General features: G+C 64.3%; 17 protein-coding genes. 6 read left to right on the forward strand and 11 right to left on the reverse strand.

Features of this window, described 5'->3' with window-relative positions; translation table 11 throughout:
• The first annotated feature begins 60 nt into the window (after positions 1–60).
• From H620_RS0107145 to H620_RS0107160, 4 genes are read left to right on the forward strand one after another with little or no spacing between them, the layout of a single operon-like run.
• Positions 61–1,224 (forward strand): isovaleryl-CoA dehydrogenase, encoded by a 1,164-nt coding sequence (locus H620_RS0107145; protein ID WP_027907041.1) that lies wholly within the window; start codon positions 61–63, stop codon positions 1,222–1,224.
• Positions 1,225–1,243: 19 nt separating this feature from the next.
• Positions 1,244–2,851 (forward strand): carboxyl transferase domain-containing protein, encoded by a 1,608-nt coding sequence (locus H620_RS0107150; protein WP_023379985.1) that lies wholly within the window; start codon positions 1,244–1,246, stop codon positions 2,849–2,851.
• Positions 2,852–2,854: 3 nt separating this feature from the next.
• Positions 2,855–3,670 (forward strand): gamma-carboxygeranoyl-CoA hydratase, encoded by an 816-nt coding sequence (locus tag H620_RS0107155; protein ID WP_023379984.1) that lies wholly within the window; start codon positions 2,855–2,857, stop codon positions 3,668–3,670.
• The gene (locus tag H620_RS0107160; RefSeq protein ID WP_023379983.1) at positions 3,667–5,619 is read left to right on the forward strand and encodes an acetyl/propionyl/methylcrotonyl-CoA carboxylase subunit alpha; all 1,953 of its coding nucleotides are present in this window, start codon (positions 3,667–3,669) and stop codon (positions 5,617–5,619) included. The genes H620_RS0107155 and H620_RS0107160 overlap by 4 nt, the downstream gene beginning before the upstream one ends.
• Before the next feature lie 75 nt (positions 5,620–5,694).
• On the opposite strand, the gene H620_RS0107165 is transcribed toward H620_RS0107160, so the two are convergent.
• Positions 5,695–6,402, reverse strand: coding sequence for a LexA family protein (locus H620_RS0107165; protein ID WP_041925469.1), 708 nt, complete (start codon positions 6,400–6,402; stop codon positions 5,695–5,697).
• Between the two features lie 88 nt (positions 6,403–6,490).
• Here H620_RS0107165 and H620_RS0107170 point away from each other — a divergent pair, with 88 nt between their 5' ends.
• Both H620_RS0107170 and H620_RS0107175 read left to right on the forward strand, forming a co-directional pair.
• A complete protein-coding gene (locus tag H620_RS0107170; RefSeq protein WP_023379981.1) occupies positions 6,491–6,802 on the forward strand; it encodes a DUF6124 family protein in 312 nt (103 codons plus the stop codon).
• Positions 6,803–7,233: 431 nt separating this feature from the next.
• Positions 7,234–7,749, forward strand: coding sequence for a DUF4880 domain-containing protein (locus H620_RS0107175; protein ID WP_023379980.1), 516 nt, complete (start codon positions 7,234–7,236; stop codon positions 7,747–7,749).
• Between the two features lie 164 nt (positions 7,750–7,913).
• Here the strand turns inward: H620_RS0107175 and H620_RS0107180 are convergent, their stop codons facing one another.
• From H620_RS0107180 to H620_RS0107225, 10 genes are read right to left on the reverse strand one after another with little or no spacing between them, the layout of a single operon-like run.
• Complete coding sequence (locus H620_RS0107180; RefSeq protein WP_023379979.1) at positions 7,914–8,696, reverse strand: cyclase family protein; 783 nt, start codon at positions 8,694–8,696, stop codon at positions 7,914–7,916.
• Positions 8,693–9,679: an NAD-dependent epimerase/dehydratase family protein gene (locus H620_RS0107185; protein WP_027907043.1), complete on the reverse strand. Its 987-nt coding sequence runs from the start codon at positions 9,677–9,679 to the stop codon at positions 8,693–8,695. The genes H620_RS0107180 and H620_RS0107185 overlap by 4 nt, the downstream gene beginning before the upstream one ends.
• Entirely contained in the window at positions 9,670–10,662 is a 993-nt protein-coding gene (locus tag H620_RS0107190) for a fumarylacetoacetate hydrolase family protein (protein WP_023379977.1), read from the reverse strand. Before H620_RS0107190 ends, H620_RS0107185 begins: the two co-directional genes overlap by 10 nt.
• The gene (locus tag H620_RS0107195; RefSeq protein ID WP_023379976.1) at positions 10,659–11,231 is read right to left on the reverse strand and encodes a cupin domain-containing protein; all 573 of its coding nucleotides are present in this window, start codon (positions 11,229–11,231) and stop codon (positions 10,659–10,661) included. Before H620_RS0107195 ends, H620_RS0107190 begins: the two co-directional genes overlap by 4 nt.
• Before the next feature lie 11 nt (positions 11,232–11,242).
• The gene (locus H620_RS0107200) at positions 11,243–12,016 is read right to left on the reverse strand and encodes an SDR family NAD(P)-dependent oxidoreductase (RefSeq protein ID WP_027907044.1); all 774 of its coding nucleotides are present in this window, start codon (positions 12,014–12,016) and stop codon (positions 11,243–11,245) included.
• A complete protein-coding gene (locus H620_RS0107205; RefSeq protein WP_027907045.1) occupies positions 12,013–13,203 on the reverse strand; it encodes an MFS transporter in 1,191 nt (396 codons plus the stop codon). The genes H620_RS0107200 and H620_RS0107205 overlap by 4 nt, the downstream gene beginning before the upstream one ends.
• Entirely contained in the window at positions 13,193–15,691 is a 2,499-nt protein-coding gene (locus tag H620_RS0107210) for an efflux RND transporter permease subunit (RefSeq protein ID WP_027907046.1), read from the reverse strand. Before H620_RS0107210 ends, H620_RS0107205 begins: the two co-directional genes overlap by 11 nt.
• Before the next feature lie 3 nt (positions 15,692–15,694).
• Positions 15,695–16,756 carry a WD40/YVTN/BNR-like repeat-containing protein gene (locus H620_RS0107215; protein WP_023379970.1) on the reverse strand — a complete coding sequence of 354 codons (1,062 nt, stop codon included), beginning with the start codon at positions 16,754–16,756 and terminating at the stop codon, positions 15,695–15,697.
• 52 nt (positions 16,757–16,808) lie between these two features.
• Positions 16,809–18,176, reverse strand: a complete 1,368-nt coding sequence (locus H620_RS0107220; protein WP_023379969.1) for a DUF1329 domain-containing protein — start codon at positions 18,174–18,176, stop codon at positions 16,809–16,811.
• Positions 18,177–18,190: 14 nt separating this feature from the next.
• Positions 18,191–19,861: a DUF1302 domain-containing protein gene (locus tag H620_RS0107225; protein ID WP_027907047.1), complete on the reverse strand. Its 1,671-nt coding sequence runs from the start codon at positions 19,859–19,861 to the stop codon at positions 18,191–18,193.
• Between the last annotated feature and the right edge of the window lie 33 nt (positions 19,862–19,894).

The following is a 19,894-nucleotide window of genomic DNA, read 5'->3' on the forward strand; positions in this document are numbered from 1 at the left end:
GACGCCGGATCCTTGAACCAGGCTGTTTCCCCTATTTCAAGAACAACAAGGTGCCCCAGCATGCATTACCCCTCCCTGAACTTCGCCCTGGGCGAGACCATCGACATGCTCCGCGACCAGGTCCGCACGTTCGTCGCTGCCGAACTGGCCCCCCGCGCTGCGCAGATCGACCACGACAACCTGTTCCCCGCCGACATGTGGCGCAAGTTCGGTGACATGGGCCTGCTGGGCATCACCGTGCCGGAAGAGTACGGTGGTGCCGGCCTGGGTTACCTGGCGCACGTGGTGTCCATGGAAGAAGTCAGCCGTGGCTCGGCCTCGGTAGCCCTCTCCTATGGCGCTCATTCCAACCTCTGCGTCAACCAGATCAACCGCAATGGCAGCCACGAGCAGAAGCTCAAGTACCTACCCAAGCTGATCAGCGGCGAACACATCGGCGCCCTGGCCATGAGCGAGCCCAATGCCGGATCCGACGTGGTGTCGATGAAACTGCGTGCGGAAAAACGCGGCGACCACTACGTACTGAACGGCAGCAAGACCTGGATCACCAACGGCCCCGATGCCAACACCTACGTGATCTACGCCAAGACCAACCTGGACAAGGGCCCCCATGGCATCACCGCGTTTATCGTCGAGCGTGACTGGAAAGGCTTCAGCCGCAGCAACAAGTTCGACAAGCTGGGCATGCGCGGCTCCAACACCTGCGAGCTGTTCTTCGATGGCGTCGAAGTCCCGCAAGAGAACATCCTCGGCCAGCTCAACGGCGGTGTGCGCGTGCTAATGAGTGGCCTGGACTACGAGCGTGTGGTGCTCTCCGGCGGCCCCACCGGCATCATGCAAAGCTGCATGGACCTGGTGGTGCCCTACATTCACGATCGCAAGCAGTTCGGCCAGAGCATCGGCGAATTCCAGCTGATCCAGGGCAAGATCGCCGACATGTACACCCAGCTCAATGCCAGCCGCGCCTACCTGTATGCCGTGGCCCAGGCCTGCGACCGTGGCGAGACCACCCGCAAGGACGCCGCCGGGGTCATCCTCTATACCGCCGAACGCGCCACCCAGATGGCCCTGGAAGCGATTCAGATTCTCGGCGGCAACGGCTACATCAACGAGTTCCCGGCCGGCCGCTTGCTGCGCGACGCCAAGCTGTACGAGATCGGTGCCGGCACCAGCGAAATCCGTCGGATGCTGATCGGCCGCGAACTGTTCAACGAAACCCGCTGAGCATAAGGAACGGGCGTCCATGGCTATCCTGCATACCCAGATCAACCCGCGCTCGGCGGAGTTCGCCAGCAACAGCGCGGCCATGCTAGAACAGGTCCAAGCCCTGCGCAGCCTGCTCGCCCAGGTCAGCCAGGGCGGAGGGCCGAAAGCTCAGGAACGGCACACCTCGCGGGGCAAGCTGTTGCCACGCGAGCGTATCGACCGCCTGCTCGACACCGGCTCGCCCTTCCTTGAGATCGGTCAGCTGGCGGCCCATGAAGTCTATGGCGAAGACGTGCCCGCGGCGGGCCTGATCGCCGGTATCGGCCGTGTCGAGGGCGTGGAGTGCATGATCGTGGCCAACGACGCCACGGTCAAAGGCGGGTCCTACTACCCGCTGACGGTGAAAAAGCACCTGCGCGCCCAGACCATCGCGTTGCAGAACCGTCTGCCGTGCATCTACCTGGTGGACTCGGGCGGCGCCAACCTGCCGCGCCAGGATGAAGTGTTCCCCGACCGTGAGCATTTCGGCCGCATCTTCTTCAACCAGGCGAACATGAGCGCGTTGGGCATTGCGCAGATCGCCGTGGTGATGGGCTCGTGCACCGCCGGTGGCGCCTACGTGCCAGCCATGGCCGACGAAGCGATCATGGTACGCCAGCAGGCCACCATCTTCCTCGCCGGCCCGCCTCTGGTGAGAGCCGCTACCGGGGAGGTGGTGAGCGCCGAGGACCTGGGTGGTGCCGACGTGCATTGCCGTACCAGCGGCGTGGCCGACCATTATGCCGACAACGACGAACACGCCCTGGCCCTGGCGCGGCGCAGCGTCGCCAACCTCAACTGGCACAAGCTGGGCAAACTGCAGCGCCAAACGCCCATCGCCCCGCTGTATAGCGCCGAGGAGCTGTACGGCGTGGTGCCGGCCGACGCCAAGCAACCGTTCGATGTCCGCGAGGTGATCGCCCGCCTGGTCGACGGCTCGGTGTTCGATGAGTTCAAGGCGCTGTTCGGTACCACCTTGGTGTGCGGTTTCGCCCACCTGCACGGCTATCCGGTCGCGATCCTGGCCAACAACGGCATCCTGTTCGCCGAAGCTGCGCAAAAAGGTGCGCATTTCATCGAACTGGCCTGCCAGCGGGGCATTCCGCTGCTGTTCCTGCAAAACATCACCGGTTTCATGGTCGGCAAGAAGTACGAAGAGGGCGGCATCGCCAAGCATGGCGCCAAGTTGGTGACCGCCGTGGCTTGTGCCCAGGTGCCGAAGTTCACGGTGATCATCGGCGGCAGTTTCGGCGCCGGCAACTATGGCATGTGCGGCCGGGCCTACGACCCGCGCTTCCTGTGGATGTGGCCCAACGCGCGCATCGGTGTGATGGGCGCCGAGCAAGCCGCCGGGGTACTGGCGCAGGTCAAGCGCGAGCAGAGCGAACGCAGTGGCCAGCCCTTCAGCGCCGAAGACGAGGCGCGCCTGAAGCAGCCGATTCTCGACCAGTACGAGCACCAGGGCCACCCCTACTACTCCAGCGCCCGGCTGTGGGACGACGGCGTCATCGACCCGGCGCAGACCCGCGACGTGCTCGGCCTGGCGTTGTCCGCCTCGCTGAACGCCCCGATCGAACAGAGCCGCTTCGGCATATTCCGGATGTGATCCATGAGCGATTTCAGCACCCTCGAAGTGATTCGCGACCCGCGCGGCTTCGCCACCTTGTGGCTGAGCCGAGAGGACAAGAACAACGCCTTCAACGCGCTGATGATCCGCGAGCTGATCGTCGCCCTCGACCAGTTGGCCGAGGACGCGAGCCTGCGCTTTTTGCTGCTGCGCGGCCGTGGCCGGCACTTCAGCGCTGGCGCCGACCTGGCCTGGATGCAGCAATCGGCGCAGCTGGACTTCAACACCAACCTCGACGACGCCCGCGAACTCGGCGAGCTGATGTACGCCTTGCACCGTCTCAAGGCGCCGACCTTGGCCGTGGTGCAAGGCGCGGCCTTTGGTGGCGCACTGGGCCTGATCAGTTGCTGTGACATGGCCATCGGCGCCGAAGACGCTCAGCTGTGCCTCTCGGAAGTGCGCATCGGCCTGGCGCCAGCGGTCATCAGCCCGTTCGTGGTCAAGGCCATCGGCGAACGCGCCGCACGCCGCTATGCCCTGACCGCCGAGCGTTTCAGCGGCGTGCGCGCGCACGAACTGGGCCTGCTTGCGCAGGTGTATCCCGCCGCCGAGCTGGATGCACAGGTCGAGGCTTGGGTAGCCAATCTATTGCAGAACAGCCCGCAGGCGCTGCGTGTCACCAAGGACCTGCTGCGCGAAGTGGACGACGGCGAACTCAGCCCCGCCCTGCGCCGCTATTGCGAAAACACCATTGCCCGCATCCGCGTCAGCGCAGAAGGCCAGGAAGGCCTGCGCGCCTTCCTGGAAAAACGCCGCCCCGCCTGGCAAAACGACGACAAGAAGGAGCCGCGCCCATGAGCCGCCCCACACTGACCACCCTGCTGGTCGCCAACCGTGGCGAAATCGCCTGCCGGGTAATGCGCACCGCCAAGTCCATGGGACTGACCACCGTCGCCGTGCACAGCGCTACCGATCGTGACGCCCGCCACAGCCGTGAAGCGGACATCCGTGTCGACCTGGGCGGCACCAAGGCCGCCGAAAGCTACCTGGTGATCGACAAGTTGCTGGCCGCCGCCAAGGCCAGCGGCGCCCAGGCCATCCATCCCGGCTATGGCTTCCTGTCCGAAAACGCCACCTTTGCCCGGGCCATCGAACAAGCCGGGCTGATCTTCCTCGGTCCACCGGCCAGTGCCATCGACGCCATGGGCAGCAAGTCGGCGGCCAAGGCACTGATGGAAGCTGCCGGCGTACCCCTGGTGCCCGGCTATCATGGCGAGGCCCAGGACCTGGAAACCTTCCGCGCCGCCGCCGAACGCATCGGCTACCCGGTTCTGCTCAAGGCCAGTGCGGGCGGCGGTGGCAAGGGCATGAAGGTGGTCGAGGACGAAAGCCAGCTTGCCGACGCCCTGGCCTCGGCCCAGCGTGAAGCGCAATCGTCGTTCGGCGACTCGCGCATGCTCGTGGAAAAGTACGTGCTCAAGCCACGTCATGTGGAAATCCAGGTGTTCGCCGACCAGCACGGCAACTGCCTGTACCTGAACGAGCGTGACTGCTCGATCCAGCGTCGTCACCAGAAGGTCGTCGAGGAAGCCCCGGCGCCAGGCCTTTCCCCGGAACTGCGCCAGGCCATGGGTGAAGCTGCAGTGCGTGCCGCCCAGGCCATCGGCTACGTTGGCGCGGGGACCGTGGAGTTCCTGCTCGATGCCCGTGGCGAGTTCTTCTTCATGGAGATGAACACCCGCCTGCAGGTGGAGCACCCGGTCACCGAAGCCATCACCGGCCTCGACCTGGTGGCCTGGCAGATCCGCGTGGCCTGCGGCGAACCGTTGCCGATCACCCAAGCCGAGGTGCCTCTGATGGGCCATGCCATCGAGGTACGTCTGTACGCCGAGGACCCAGCCAATGAATTCCTACCGGCCACTGGCACCCTGACGCTGTACCGCGAGTCGGCGCCGGGCGAAGGGCGCCGGGTCGATAGCGGCGTCAGCGAGGGCGATGTGGTGTCGCCGTTCTACGACCCGATGCTGGGCAAGCTGATTGCCTGGGGCCAGGACCGCGAACAGGCGCGCCTGCGGTTGCTGGCGATGCTCGACGAGTTCGCCATCGGCGGCCTCAAGACCAACATCAACTTCCTGCGCCGAATTCTCGCCCACCCGGCGTTCGCCGAGGCAGAACTCGATACTGGGTTCATCCCGCGCCATCAAGACGTCTTGCTGCCTGCGCCCCAGGCACTGCCGGCCACCTTCTGGGAAGCAGCGGCCGAAGCCTGGCTGCTGGGCCAGGCACCGCACGAGCGCGCCGACGACGCAGGCTCGCCCTGGCGGGAACACAACGGCCTGCGCCTGGGGTTGCCGGCACGCAGCAGCCTGCACCTGTTGAGCGGCGGGCAAGCTCAGGCCGTCGCCCTCGAACGCAGCGCCGCATCGACCTGGCAGCTCGATGGCGAGCAGTTGTGCCAAGACCACGATGGCATGCGCCGCCGGCATCTGGCCGTGCGCAAAGGCAGCACGCTGTTCCTGCGCTGGGAAGGTGAAGTGCACGCCGTGGAAGCGTTCGACCCGATCGCCGAAGCCGAGGCCAGCCATGGCCATCAAGGCGGCCTGACGGCGCCCATGAACGGCAGTATCGTGCGGGTGCTGGTCGAGTTGGGGCAACGGGTGGAGGCCGGCGCTGCGCTTGTGGTGCTGGAGGCGATGAAGATGGAACACAGCATTCGCGCCCCACACGCCGGGACGGTGAAGGCACTGTTCTGTCAGGAAGGGGATATGGTCAGCGAAGGAACGGCGCTGGTCGAACTGGCTGAGTGATTGGGCTTGGGCAACGGTGTGTGTTGTCTGTTCTGGCCTCATCGTCGGCAAGCCGGCGATGAGGCCACGATCCAGCTAGAAAACCCCGTGCGCCTGCACGACGACGCCCAGAAACTCACACCCCTCCTCGCAAAGGAGCGCCGGATAACTGTTGTTGAGCGCTTTCAGATAGCGTTGCCCGCCCTCCTCGGCCAGCTCCCGCAAAATCGCCGACTTGCCAGGCAACCGTGCAATCACCAGTTTTCCCGGCACAGCCTCAAGCCCTGGGTCAACCAGCACACGCATGCCTTGAGGCACGCTGCGGCCCGTGTTCGTACTCATGGCATCGTTTTCGACCGGCAGCCAGAACGCATTGCCCTGTGCCAGATAGTCGGTCTGCTCGAACACCGTGGATGATTCGGCCGTGCTTGAGCCGACCTGCTCCCAGCCCAGCACCGGGTAGCGAAAACACACGATGTACTGCATCAGGTCCTGGTCGTCATCGACCTCATCCAAGGTATAGCTACCTGGGTCTTCGCCCACCCGCCCCAGCACCCGCAACTGCATGCTGACGTGATAGTGAGGCATGCCCAGTTCGACGAACACACGGTTCATCGAGTCGACCCTGGGTTGGCGCCGCTTGCATAGCCAATGACCCACGCTACCTTGGGAGACGCCAACGCGTTCGGCCAGTTGCTCCTGGGAGATATCGAGCTCCTCCATCCGCTCACGGACGAGGGCAATCCATTTATCCATATTCATCGCTGGCACGATACGGACTGCCTTCGAGCGCTCAATAAACATTTAGTATTATTTATCAGAAAGCAAGAGAATACCCCAAGTATTAAACTCGGGTTGAACCTTTTCCCCATTGGCATTCACAGGTATCAGGATGAAACCCTCGAAAAAAGACGAAACAGATCTCGACAGCGAAGCCGCTCGCCGTGCCCTCGACTATTACCTGAACCCCAACCCAACGCGCCCCACTGCCCAGAACAAGATCTGGACCTTGCACGAAGGCGTTACCGGCGAACAGGCGCAGGAACACGCCATCGCACTGCTACGCTGCGCAGCGGCCACGGCACAGGAAACGGCCCAGCACCAGCAAGGCACCCAGCGGGAGTTGACGTTCGCGTTGATGCACATGATGGACATGGCCAGGGCGCTGCTCGAACACAAACGCTCGGTGCAGACGGGCCTTTAGCACGGATTAGGAAGGGAGAAACGTGATAGCCGCGTCACGGCAAAGGCCCCGGTTGCCGGGACTAGGAGCGCACCGGTAATACTTTTTTACCGGATAACTGAAAATTCATTTGACTCGCAAATGATAACGATTATTATTGCACTCAGCTGATCGCGAGATCCGCTGGATAACCTGGAGCTTAGGTCGCTCTCAGATTATCTCCTCATCAGGCTAATCACGGTTTTTGACCCGGCTTTTTGCCGGGTCTTTTTTTTGGCTCTTCAGGCTAATGAAGATCGTTGAATGGCGGCGATGATAGCAAAAATGTTTCAGAGCGTGAACGCTCATTACAAAACTTTGCGGAATCAGCACTTGAGAATCAATCTCGTTTCACTTACTCTGAATCCGCATCACGGAAGATGCCCCCTTCCCACTTGAGCACGGAGCTGTCCATGAGCCGTTCGCTGCTGCCCGTTGAACACAGCCCCCATGCCGTCGCAGGGCCCACTGACGATGCCCTTCTGCATGGCCTCAAGCGGCTTCCACGCCGCGTGCAGCAAGTCTTCCTGCTCAATCGTCTGGACCAGCTCGATTTCCCCTGCATCGCTACCCGCCTTGGCCTGCCGCTGTCCAGCGTCGAGCGGCACATGATCCAGGCGCTGCAATGCGCACGTCCCCGTGGCGATGCCTTGGCACGCCTAGCCGGCCACTGGTACGTGCGCCTGCAGAATCCTCAGGCGAGCGCCTGCGAGCGCATCGACTTCCGCCGCTGGCTCGATGCCGACCCTGCGCATCTGCAAGCTTTCCACGAGACCGAACTGTGCTGGCGAAGTCTGTTGGCACCGGCTCGTGCGCTGGGGCATGACGGGTGGTACCGACAAGGCCGGGCGGCGTTATCGCTGGGTGGCTGTTCGATTGCTGTCGGCCTCGGCATTGCTGCGTTGCTGCTCTTGGGCCTTAGCGCCTGAGCCGCGCATCACGAGCAAGGCCAGCGCCTGCAAGCGCGCGATCATTGCGCCGTGCAGCAAGGCGGTCGCGCGCAAATCGTGCGGGCATGGCTGGCCCGAAACAGAGGTAGGAGCCTTGCTCGCGATGCGCCGCGCGGGCGGCGCTCGATTGACGCCCCTCAAGATCAAGTAAAGATCGCCACAGCCCGAACAAAGCCCGCAGAAGCCCGACGAATCTTGTACGGGAAACAACTGACCAGAAAACCGAACGGCGGCAGCTTTTCAAGATTGGCCAACTTCTCCATCTGCCCATACCCGATGTCGCGCCCAGCCTTGTGCCCCTCCCAGATAATCGAGGCATCGCCCGAAGCGATGAAACGTTCGCGGGTGTACTTGAACGGAGCGTCCCAGCTCCAGGCATCGGTACCGACCACCCTCACCCCCCGCTCCAACAGATAGAGCGTCGCCTCACGGCCCATTCCGACCCCAGCCTCCAGGTAACCGGGCTGGCCGAACAGGCTACCGGCGCGGGTGTTCACCAAGACGATATCCAGCGGCTGCAGTTCATGGCCGATGCGCGCCAACTCTGCCTCGACCTCGGCCGCGCTGACCACGTGACCATCGGGCAAGTGGCGCATGTCCAGTTTCACACCCGGCTGCAGGCACCACTCCAACGGCAGTTCGTCAATGCCGAAGGCCGGCTTGCCACCATCGGTGGTTGACGCGTAATGCCAGGGCGCATCCATGTGCGTCCCGCTATGGGTGGTGATCTGCAGGCGTTCGGCTGCCCAGGATTCGTCGCCCGGCAGGTCTTCCTTGCGTAGTCCGGGAAACATCGCGGCCATCTCCGGCCAGCCCTGCTGGTGGTCCATGTAGTCGATCTTCGGCAGCAGGGGCGGTGGATCGGTGTACGGGTTGTTGTCCAGGGTGACAGACAGGTCCAGCAAACGACGTGCACTGATGCTCATGCAGGGATTCCTTTTCGATGGGTGGCGCGGTTACTGCGGCGCAGCGGCAGGTCGAGGGCATTGCGCAGCAGCGCGGCCACCGACCCGTCGTGGCAGAAACCAAGCTCGCGGGCCTGGGACGTTCGCAGCGGTGGATAGCTGCCGAACTGCGCTTGCAGTTGGGGGTCCGGGGCGAAGCTGATGCGTGCGCCGTTGGCCTCGCCAAAGCTGGTCGCCAGCCCGGCCAGCACCTGGGCGATGGATAGATGCAACACAGGTAACTGCCAGATGCGCTGGTTGCCGGGTTCTTCCAGTTCGGCAGCACGCAGCAGGTTGTCCACGCAGCAATTGGCCGACATCCACCAGGCACGTGCATCAGGCGAGACCGGGCAGGTGTAGGCGTCACCCGCCGCATAGGCATGTAGAAGGTCGCTCATGAACGCCGAACGCAAACCGTTCGGCTCACGCGGCCTGGCGATGATGCCGGGCAGGCGCAAGGCACGGCCGTCCACCTCGCCACGGCGGGACAGGTCTTGCAAGGCGATTTCGACCATGCGCTTGTGCGCCGCATAGGAAAGCTGCGGGGACGCCGGTTGGCCTTCGTCCATGCGCAGCGGCAGCTCGCCGCCGTATACCGCTACGCTGCTGGCGTACACCAGCACCGGAGGACGACAGCGATTGCGCAGCTGGTTGAGCAGTTCCAGGCTGGCTTGCAGATTCACCTGATAACCCAGCTCGTACTGCGCCTCGGCCGCGCCTCCCGGCACACTGACCAGATGGAACACCACGTCGACACCATCTGCCAGTATCCGGCGCAACAAGGCCGCGTCAGTGATGTTGCCGGTGTGGCAACGCAGGCGCGTGTCCTCGGGCAAGCCATCCAGCACCTGGTCCAGCAGCAGCAATGCCTCGATGCGCTGCCCACGCAACTGCCCCCTGTCCAACAAGCGCCGCACCAGTTGTCGACCGACGAATCCATTGGCGCCGGTGATCATCACGCGCATGGCCCGCCTCCCTGCACCACGCGCTGGTCGATGGCACCGAACAGCACTTCGCCAGAGAGGCCGCGGGCTTCCATGCGCACGCGATCGCCAAAACGCATGAAGGCCGTGCGCGGCGCCCCAGTGGCAATGGTTTCGATGGCGCGGCGCTCGGCGATGCACGCCGAGCCCACACTGCGATCGGCATTGGACACGGTGCCGGAGCCAATCAGCGTGCCGGCACTCAAACGCCGTGTCAGCGCCGCATGGGCGATCAGCTGGTGAAAGCCAAAATGCATGGTGCCCCCATGGGGGTGGCCAAACCACTGGCCATTCCACTCCACCTGCAGCGGCAGGTGCACGCGACCCTCGCGCCACGCATCGCCAAGTTCGTCCGGCGTCACCGCTACCGGTGCGAAGGTGCTGGCAGGCTTGGCCTGCAGAAAGCCAAAACCAGTCTTCATTTCCCTCGGGGCCAGGGCTCGCAGGCTGACGTCATTGAGTTGCAGCACCAGGCGCACATGCTGCAACGCCTGATCAGCCAGGCAGCCCATGGGGACGTCATCGAGCAACACGGCAAACTCGCCTTCGAAGTCGATGCCGTGGGCTTCGCTGGGCAAAGGTATGTCCGCGCACGGGCCGAGGAAGTCGTCACTGGCGCCCTGGTAGATCAGCGGCGTGTGCTCTACGCCCTCAATGGGGTCCAGGTTGAAGGCCTTCTGCATCAGCTCGCCATGGCTGAGAAAGCAAGAGCCGTCCAACCATTGGCTGGCACGCGGCAGGGGGGCGGCCAGTCGGGTCAGGTCAAGATCGAAGCGCCCCCTGGCCGTGTTGTCGTTGAGCTGCTGATAGCGCTGCTGCAATCGGGCTTCGACCTGGGGCCAGTTCTCCAAGGCAACCTGCAAGTTGGCGGCGATGTCGCTGGCATCGACCGCTTGCCCGAGGTCACGGGCCACTACCAGCAAGCGGCCATCGCGGCTGCCGTCATCGAGTGTGGCAAGCTTCATGGCAACAGCTCCTTGAGGTCGTCGGCATAACGGCCATCGAGCAGGATGAAGACCATCCGTGCCATCTGCTCGGTGCGGTTGCTCCAGGCGTGGTTGGTGCCACGCTGGACCACGATGTCACCGCGCTTGAGGTGGACCTCGCCATCGTCCAGCACCAACCAGACCTCGCCCTCAGTGACGATGCCGTAGTCCAGGGTCTGTGTACGGTGCATCAGCTTGTGTTTCGAATCGGCCTTGCCCGTGCCGGCACCAACCTGGCCGATCTCGGCGAACACAGCCGCCGCCGCTTCAGCGCTGACCCGGTTCTGTACGCTGTCCGGCGGAATGTCCACTACCCGGATCACGCTGCCCAGCCTGCCAGGGCTCAGCTGCAGTGGCTGCGCGGTCGGGTCATCGCCGTTGTCCAGTAGCGCGGGGCTGCCGACACTGTTCCAGACCTCATAGAACAGGGTGCCGGGAACTGCCATGAGCGGGAAGTTGTTTGGCGTCGGGCCGCAACTGGCGATGACCGCCTGGCCCTTGGCATCGTGGCCGGTAACGACACGTTTGAATGCAGGAAGCGATTGCATGTTGTCTCCTTTCAATTGCCGTCGCCGATGGTCGTGCCACCGTCGACAATAAGATTCTGTCCCGTGATGAACGCGCCCCCCGGCGCAGCCAGCAGCAAGGCAAGGGCTGCCACTTCTTCCGGGCGGCCGACCCGCCGCAAGGGGGTGAGCGCCAGGCGCCGCTCCAGTACCTGGGGGTTGTCGGTCAGAGGGCGGGCGAACGCGGTGTGGATGACGCCAGGGCTGATGGCATTGACGCGAATGTTCGCCGGCCCCCACTCCACCGCCAGGTTGCGCGCCAGCTGTGCGAGGCCAGCCTTGGACAGCCCATACAGGCCCAGCCCCTTGTTGCCGCGCACACCGGCGATACTGGCCATGAACACCACGCTGCCGCCGCCGCCCTCGGCCATGGCCGGTAACAGCGCGTTGGTCAGCCACAGCGCGCTGCGCAGGTTGACGGTGAAGGTCAGTTCCCAGTCGGCGTCGCTAGCCGCGGCCAATGGCCCCATGTGCGGGGCGACACCGGCATTGCACACCAACGCATCGAGACGCCCGAAGTGATCCAGGCAGCGCCTAGCCAGGCCCTGTACGGCCTCGGCGTCACGCAGATCGGCGACCAGCGCGATGGCCTCGATGCCTTCCAGCGCCAGTTGCGCCACGGCGTGCTCGCAGCCCTCGGCACTCTCGCTGCTGATGGCGACACGCGCACCGGCACGCCCATACTCGCGGGCGATGGCCAGGCCGATGCCGCGGGTAGCGCCAGTGATGAGTGCAGTCTTTCCCGCCAGTGAAAACAGTTCGCTCATCGTGCACCTACCACTGCATCAGGACGTGTGCGGCGCATCATCACCAGGCACACTGGCGCCAATAGCAGTTGCCCGATGGCGATCAGCAACAGCGCGTGGGGCAATTGCGCAACCACGCCCGCCGTCAGCGCCAGCACCAGCAGCGGGCTGAGGAACTCGCCGGCGAAGATCGCCGCGGTGAATCCGCCAGTGGCGCGGCCACGCTGCTCGAAGCCGACCTGCTGCATTACCCGGGTGATCAGCGTCGGTAATAGCAGGCCTACACCCAAACCATTGATGAGCACCGCCACGACCACCGGTGCATGACTGCTGGCCAACGCCATCAGGCCACCACCGACCCCGGCGGTGGCAAAACCCAATGCCAGCAGGCGGCAAGGAGCCAGGCGCGCCAGCAGCCGGAAAGCCAGTGCGCCGGCCAACACGCCCAGTTGGTTGGCACCCATGGTCAAGCCGACGTGTTGCGGCGCATCGACATGCAGCAGTTGCAGCACGTAACCGGCCTGTACCGGGACGATGAACAGGCTGACGCCAGCCAGCCCGGTGAGCAGGTACAAAGGCGCCAAGGCTGCCCAGGGGAAACGCGATTGCGCCTTCTGCTCGCATGCGCTGCGACAGGTGCCGGGCTCCCACAGCGCGACGGCCATCAGCGGCAGGCACAGTACACCCACGGCGTAAAGCGCGAAGGGGGAACGCCAGTCGCTTTCGCCCAGCGCACCGCCCACGCCCATGAACAACGCCGCCGACAACGACGTCACCACCATCTGCAGGGCGAACAGCCGGGCTCGGCGCTGGCCGTCGAAGTAATCACCCATCAACGTCGTGCAGCAGGTCATGATCCCCGCTTCGGCCACGCCGATACCGGCGCGGCTGACGACGATCAGGGCCAATGAGTCCAGCCATAGCGGCAACAGTCCGCACAGGCTGTACAGCAGCATGCTCGCCAGCAACAGTGGTCGACGCCCGACACGGTCGGCGAGCACCCCGGCCAGCGGCGCCAGCAAGGCAATTACCAGCGCCGGCAGCGTCAACGCCACGGGCACCAGCACGGCGACTCCCGGAGTCTGGGCAAAATGCTCATGCATGCGCGGCAGGACCGGCGCTATGAGCACAGCACCCAGCACCGGCAGGCAACTGCCGAACAGCAGCAGCGCGCCCTGGATGCGTCCGGCGATACGTTCACCGGCCATGGCTCATCTCCTCCAGTGGACGAAAGCCTGCGCTGGGTTCCAGCGCCCCTGCCCCTTCCTCGCGCTGCGTGGGCTGGGATTCATGGGCCGATGCTTTGGGGTGCTGTTCGGCACTGGCCTGGCGGTGGGGCAAGAGGAAGTAAGCCAGTGCGGGCAAAAGGATCAGCGCGCCGACCATGTTCCAGACGAACATGAAGGCCAGCAGCACGCCCATGTCAGCCTGGAACTTGATCGGCGAGAAGATCCAGGTACCGACGCCGATGGCCAGGGTGATTCCGGTAAGCATCACCACCTTTCCAGTGAACAGCAGTGCGCGGTAATAGGCCTGGGACAGGCTCGCCCCTTCACGCAGCTGGCCCAGCACGATGCTCATCACGTACAGCGCGTAGTCCACGCCGATGCCGACACCCAGCGCGATCACCGGCAGGGTCGCGACCTTCACTCCTATACCGAGCGCGACCATCAGCGCTTCGCAGAGGATCGAGGTCAGCACCAGTGGCAATACCGCGCAGAGTACCGCTCGCCACGAGCGGAAGGTCGCCAGGCAGAGCAGGATCACAGCGCCGTACACCCACCACAGCATGTCGCGATTGGCCTGTTTCACCACCTGGTTGGTGGCAGCCTCGATACCCGCACTGCCAGCAGCCATCAGGAAGCTCGCCTGCTCGCTGTCGTTGGCCTGGGCGAAGCCCTGGACGCTGTCCACCACCTGCGCCAAGGTGTCGGCCTTGTGGTCGGTGAGGTAGGCGTAGAGCGTCAGCAGGCTGCAGTCGTCGTTGTATAACCCGCGCGGGGCATTGGCGGTGACCATGTTCAGGGTCGCCTGGTTGTTGACCAGGTCGTACCACTTCGGACTGCCCTCGGAAAGGCCGACCAGCACCCGGCGATTGAGCAGTGCCAGCGAGTTGGTCGAATCCACCCCCTGCAGGCCTCGCAGTTGCCAGTCCAGGTCATCCACCCGCTTGAGAGTGTCATAGGCCGAACAACCGCCGGGAGCGGTGCGCACCATCACGGCGAACACATCGCTGCTGGCGCCGTAATGCTGGGTGACGAAGGCATTGTCGCGGTTGTAGCGCGAATCGGCGCGCAACTCAGGCGCCCCCGCGTCGAGGTCGCCAACCTTCAGGTGCAGGCTGATGGCATACCCACCAGCGGCCATCAACGCCGCCACGGCGATGCAGGCACCAGCCCAGCGACGCTGGGTGAACAGGTCAAGAAAACGCCACAACGCCTGCTTGCGCGCCCCACTCGCCTGCGCTTCTTCGGCGCGCAGGCTACGCCGCGCGGCTCGGGCACTGACTCCCACGTACGAGAGCAATACCGGCAGCAGAATCAGGTTGGTGAAGATCAGCACCGCCACGCCCAGGCTGGCGATCACCGCAAGGTCCTGGATCACCTGGATCTGGATGATCATCAGCACAGCGAAACCCACCGCATCGCATAACAGCGCGGTCAACCCAGCCAGGAACAGGCGGCGGAAGGTAAAGCGCGCCGCCACCAGGCGATGCATGCCGCGTCCGATGTCCTGCATGATGCCGTTCATCTTCTGCGCGCCGTGGCTCATGCCGATGGCGAACACCAGGAACGGTACCAGCACCGAGTAAGGGTCGAGCGCGTAGCCCAGCAGCGGCAGCAGGCCGAGCTGCCAGATCACTGCCACCAACGAGCACACCACCACCAGTGCCGTGCTACGCACACAGCGGGTATACCCGTAGAGCACCACGGCGGTAATGGCGATTGCCACGGCGAAGAACAGCAGGATCTGCCGCAGGCCGTCGATCAGGTCGCCCACCACTTTGGCAAACCCGGTGATGTGGATCTGCACGCCCTGTGACTGGAAGCGCTCGCGGAGGGTCTCAAGCTCGTGGGCGAACGCTGTGTAGTCCAGCGACTGACCGTCTGGGGTCTTCTCCAGAAGCGGCACGTAGATGATGCTCGATCGCTGGTCGAAGGCCACCAACTGGCCGATCTCGTTGGAGCGCTCGACGTTGCGCTTGAGCGCCTCCAGGCTCGCGGCGGCGCCATCGTAGCCATCGGGAATCACCGGACCGCCCTCCAGACCTTCCTCAGTCACTCCGGTCCAGCGGGTGGAAGGGGTCCACAGGGATTTCATCGCGGCGCGGTCGACGCCCGGCAGCAGGTATACCGCGTCGTTGAGCTGCTGCAGATTGTCCAGGTAATGCTTGTCGTAGATGCTGCCGTGCGGGTTGGCCACGGCGATGCGAACGGCGTTGCCCAGCCCGGCCAGTTCCTGGCGGTGCTCCAGGTAGTTGTGAATGAATGGGTGATCCTGCGGGATCATTTTCTCGAAACTGGCGTTGAGGGTCAGGCGCGAGGCCTGCCAGCCGAGCAGCAGGGTTGCCGCCAGGCACAACAGCAGCACCCAGGCGCGATGGTTGAACAGCGCGCGCTCTAGCAGCGAGCCGGACGTGCTGTCGAAGTCATCGAGACGGCCGCTGGACGGCGCAGGTGAATTCATCGCGTGCATGGTTCAGTCCGCCGTGGTGGAAACGTTGGAAGCCGCCAGACGGCGGGTACCCGCCATTCCGACGGCGACGATGGCACCGTCTGCCGCGAGGGTGGCGGCGGTCAGCGGCAAGCCGTCGGAGACCGGCACAGGCTGCGCGGCGAAGGTGTCGATGCCGCTGCGCAGGAGCATGCCAGCCTGGTTGGCGAGCAAGAGCTGGTCACCGACGACGCGTATGCTGTTGAGCGAGGCGGGAATCGGGTTGGCCAGCGCCACAAAACTGTCTGCGCCGTCATCGGAGGCGAACAACGAGCCGCGCAATCCTCCGACCAGCAGTCGCCCGCTTGGCAGAATGGCGGCCGCGAAGTAGCTGCCATCGTAAGGGCCTTGCAGCGGTTCGAAGTGGGAACCGCTGTCGCGCGAACGCAACAGCAGGCCCTGCTCACCGGCGATGTACAGGTCGCTGCCCTGGCGCGCCAGGGCATACAGGTGCAAGCCACGTCGATTCGGCAAACGCCCCATGGCGGACTGCCAGGTCCGCCCACCATCGACAGTGCTCATGGCCAACCCGTAGGCTCCCACAGCAAGGCCGTGGCGTGCATCGGCGAAGCTCAGCGCCAGCAGCGGCTTGTCGGCGCCATCGGCGAGCAGCCGTTGCGCGGCGGCCACGCGCTGCTCGTCCGCGGATGCTTGGGCCGCTTGCAACTCCAGCGTCGCGGCGCGCTTGCCGTCAAGCTGCAAGGTCCAGTGCTCACCGCCGTCGGCGCTGTGCAACACCACCCCAGCGTGACCGACCACCCAACCGTGACGTTCATCGATGAACTGCACGGCGGTGAGGCTGACACTCACCGGTACGCTCATGGCCTGACGCCAGGTGGCGCCGTTGTCATCGCTGAGCAACACCACACCACGCTCGCCCACCGCCACCAGGCGCATACCAACCCGCGCCACGTCCTGCAGCACCGCACGCAGGGCTTGTGGCCCATGCACCGCGGGCTGCGAGAGTACATCCACGCCACTTCCGGCGAACGCCGGAGGCAGCCAGCAACAGGCGGCCAGCAGCCAGCTGTAGAGCATCTTGTTCATCGCACGCAACCTTTTGTTCTTGTAGTGGGTACAGCCCAGGCGCAGAGCCTGTTCAGCGCACGCCCTCACCGGCCATGGCGTCGGCGGTGAACACCGAGTCCTTGTAGGGCGGCACGATGCGGTACTGCTCGCTCTTGCCGGCGAACAGGTCACCTGCGAACCAGGCACCGGAGAGCAGGTCGTAGAAGCCATTGGTGAGCGTCACCACGCCAGGCAGGTCGGGTAGCACCACGGGTGACGTCCAGACCACCTTGGCCAACTGGTTTCGGGCGTCATAGCGCTCGCCCAGTACCGCGGCCCAGGTGTCTTCGTCGAGGTAGTAGGTACTGCGCGGCATCACGTGACGCTGGCCGTTCTTGAGGGTCGCCTGCACTTCCCACACGCGGTGCAGTTCCCAGCGGATGGCATCTGGGGCCAGGTGATGCGGGTCGAGCAGCGCTTCGGCGCTGGCAGCGGTAAAGACCTTATTGGCGTTGTAGGGGATGTACATTTCCTTCTTGCCCACCAGCTTCCAGTCGAAGCGGTCGAGGCGCCCGTTGAACACGTACAGCTCATCGAAACTCATCACACCGGCGGTGGCCGGGGTTGGCGTGTCGCAGCAGGCGTTGGGCAGGCGACGCACGCGGCGCTGGCCCGGCAGGTAGGTCCAGACAGCCGCTTTGTCGGCGTTAAGGTTCTCCAAGCCGGTGATGGCCTCACCGGCGCGCAGGGGTGGGCCATCGTTGGTCATGCGGATCGACCAGAACACGCCCTTGTCGCCACTGCCGCCCGGCAGGTACCAGGGCATCTGCAGGTCGGCGCGCGAGTCGTTGGTCAGCACATGCTTGCCGTCGGCGGTGGTCAGGTACTGCTTGAAGCTGGCATGCCACGACGCACCACGCCAACGCAGCAGGTGATTCCACATGGCTTGCACACCGTCGGCGGGGATCGGGAACGGAATACCTCCGGCCGCCCCTGTCGGCATCGGTCCGGCAGGGCCGTCCACAAGCGTGCCGCTGGTGGCATTGGCGAAGGTGGCGTCGTACACCGATTGTGGTGCGGCAGCGCTACGGTGGGTCGGGTAGACGTCCAGCCGGTAGCTGTCCGGGTACTTCTTGAGCATCGCCTGGATGCCTGGGGTCAGCTTGTCGGCATATTGCGCCATGTTCTGTGCAGTGATGGTCAACAGCGGTTTTTCACGGGCGAATGGATCGCCGCGCTTGCCGCCTTCCTTGTAGCCGGGGTCGGCCTGGGTATAACCGCCGGTCCAGGCCGGGATGCTGCCGTCGGCGTTACCGGCGCGCTCGCCGCCCAGCGGCGTCAAGGTGGTCTTGAGCGTGGCGGCCTGCTCGGCGGATACCGCGGCACAAGCGCCATGGGCGAACAGCAGCGAGACACTCAAGGCAGTGAACAGGGAAACGACTTTCTTGTTGTGTTTCATCGTGAAGTCCTCGGTCAGAAGGTGCGGCTGACGGTGAAGGCGATGAAGTCGCGGTCTTTGAGCGACTGTTCGAAGGTGTAATGGTTGTCGGCATCGAGGAAGGTGTTTTCCGGGCCGTAGTAGTGCGTGTAGGTCAGACCCAGGTTCCAGGTATTGAGGTAGTTGCCCTTCAGGCCGATGTTCAGGTCGCCGCCGTGGTCAGCGCCAAAACCGGTGCCCAGCGCCATGGATGCACCGTTGGTGTAGCTCGCTCCGATCGGCACCGAGAGGTCGAGGCCGGGGAAGATCTGCCGGTACATCGGCTCGAATACCAGGCGCAGGCTGGTGGCATCGCGGTCGGCATTGGGGTCGACGGCATCGGCGTTCTTGCTCACGCTCATCACCCGGTTCCAGGCGATTTCGCCAAGGAAACTGGACTCGGCAGCGATGAAGTTCGGCTCCAGGCTGGCCAGCCACGAGAAGTTGGCGTGCAGAGTGCGACCGGTGGCGTAGACCGGGTTGTCGTCGTTGTCGATGACCTCCCCCGCCGCCAATGCATGCTGGTTGGTGGAAGCCAACGGCTGGTTCCAGCGCGTAGACAACTCACCTGCGAGGTTGAAGTTGCCCAGCGTGGTGGAGAAGCTGGCGCCCAGCGCCTCGATGCCTTCTGGATACACCCAGTAGAACTCGCCCGCCTTGCCGCTGACTGGGTCGAGGTTGGCGAAGTTCGGACGCACGTTCAGTTGCGGCGACTTGTCATGGAAGCGAATGGCGTAGACGCCCCAATCGACGGTCTCGGTCCGCCAGCGCAGCTGCACCCCGCCCTGCCCCGAATCCTTGGCTTCCTTGTCGTTGCCACGGAAGAATGCCAGCGGCTGGCCGCCGGGAAACACCGGCGCCCCGACGAACATGCGTTCACCGCCATCACCGAAGAAGTCGTCGGTGGAGAAGTAGCTGCCAGCCGCAGGCAGACGGTTGGCTTCCCACTCGAACTGGTAGTAAGCCCCAACGGATACATCCGGTGTCAGTTGCAACTGGCCGGAGATCTGCTGCACGGGTCGAATCAGCTCCTTGAACTGGGTGTTGGGCACCGACAGTCCCTTGACTACGTCCACCGGCGCCATGCCACCGGCAATGCCGTTCATCCCATAGAACAGGCTCTCGCCCCATTGCATGGCGTATTGGCCAAAGCGCCCGGATACCGGCATGTCGCCGATCTCGGTCTTGCCGAAGATGAAGGCGTCAAGCAACTCGCCCTTGCGTCCATGCAACGTGCGGGTGTCGTCGGTGAAGGCGTCGTAGTCGACCGAATAGCTGTTGGCGCGGTTGGAGTCGTTGTTGTCGGTGCCTTGGTTGTAGACATCGTCGTACCAGGCCGCGCCGCTGACCCGTGCACCGACGTTGTCGTAGGTGATGTCCAGCTCCGACAGCAGATCGAGGCGGTTGGAGATCAGGCCTTTGTCGAAGTTGCGGTCGCCGTCATCCAGGTTCAGCGCAGTCTGGCCCTCGGTGAGTTTGCCGCTGGCATCCTGGGTGCGCCAGGCGGCGCTGTATTTGAGCGTGTTGTCCCAGCGCACCCGCAGATCGGGGTTACCGGTCTCGAACTCGAAGGCCTGGGCCTGGCTGGTGGCCAGCGCCAGAAGCGCCAGGCCGATGGGTTTCAGCGCCGGCAGGGGCCGTGGGGTCGCACCTTTGCGAGTCAACATCGGGGTTTCCTCTTTATTGTTCTTGTCGGTCGG

Source organism: Pseudomonas taiwanensis DSM 21245, assembly GCF_000425785.1.
Classification (GTDB): domain Bacteria; phylum Pseudomonadota; class Gammaproteobacteria; order Pseudomonadales; family Pseudomonadaceae; genus Aquipseudomonas; species Aquipseudomonas taiwanensis.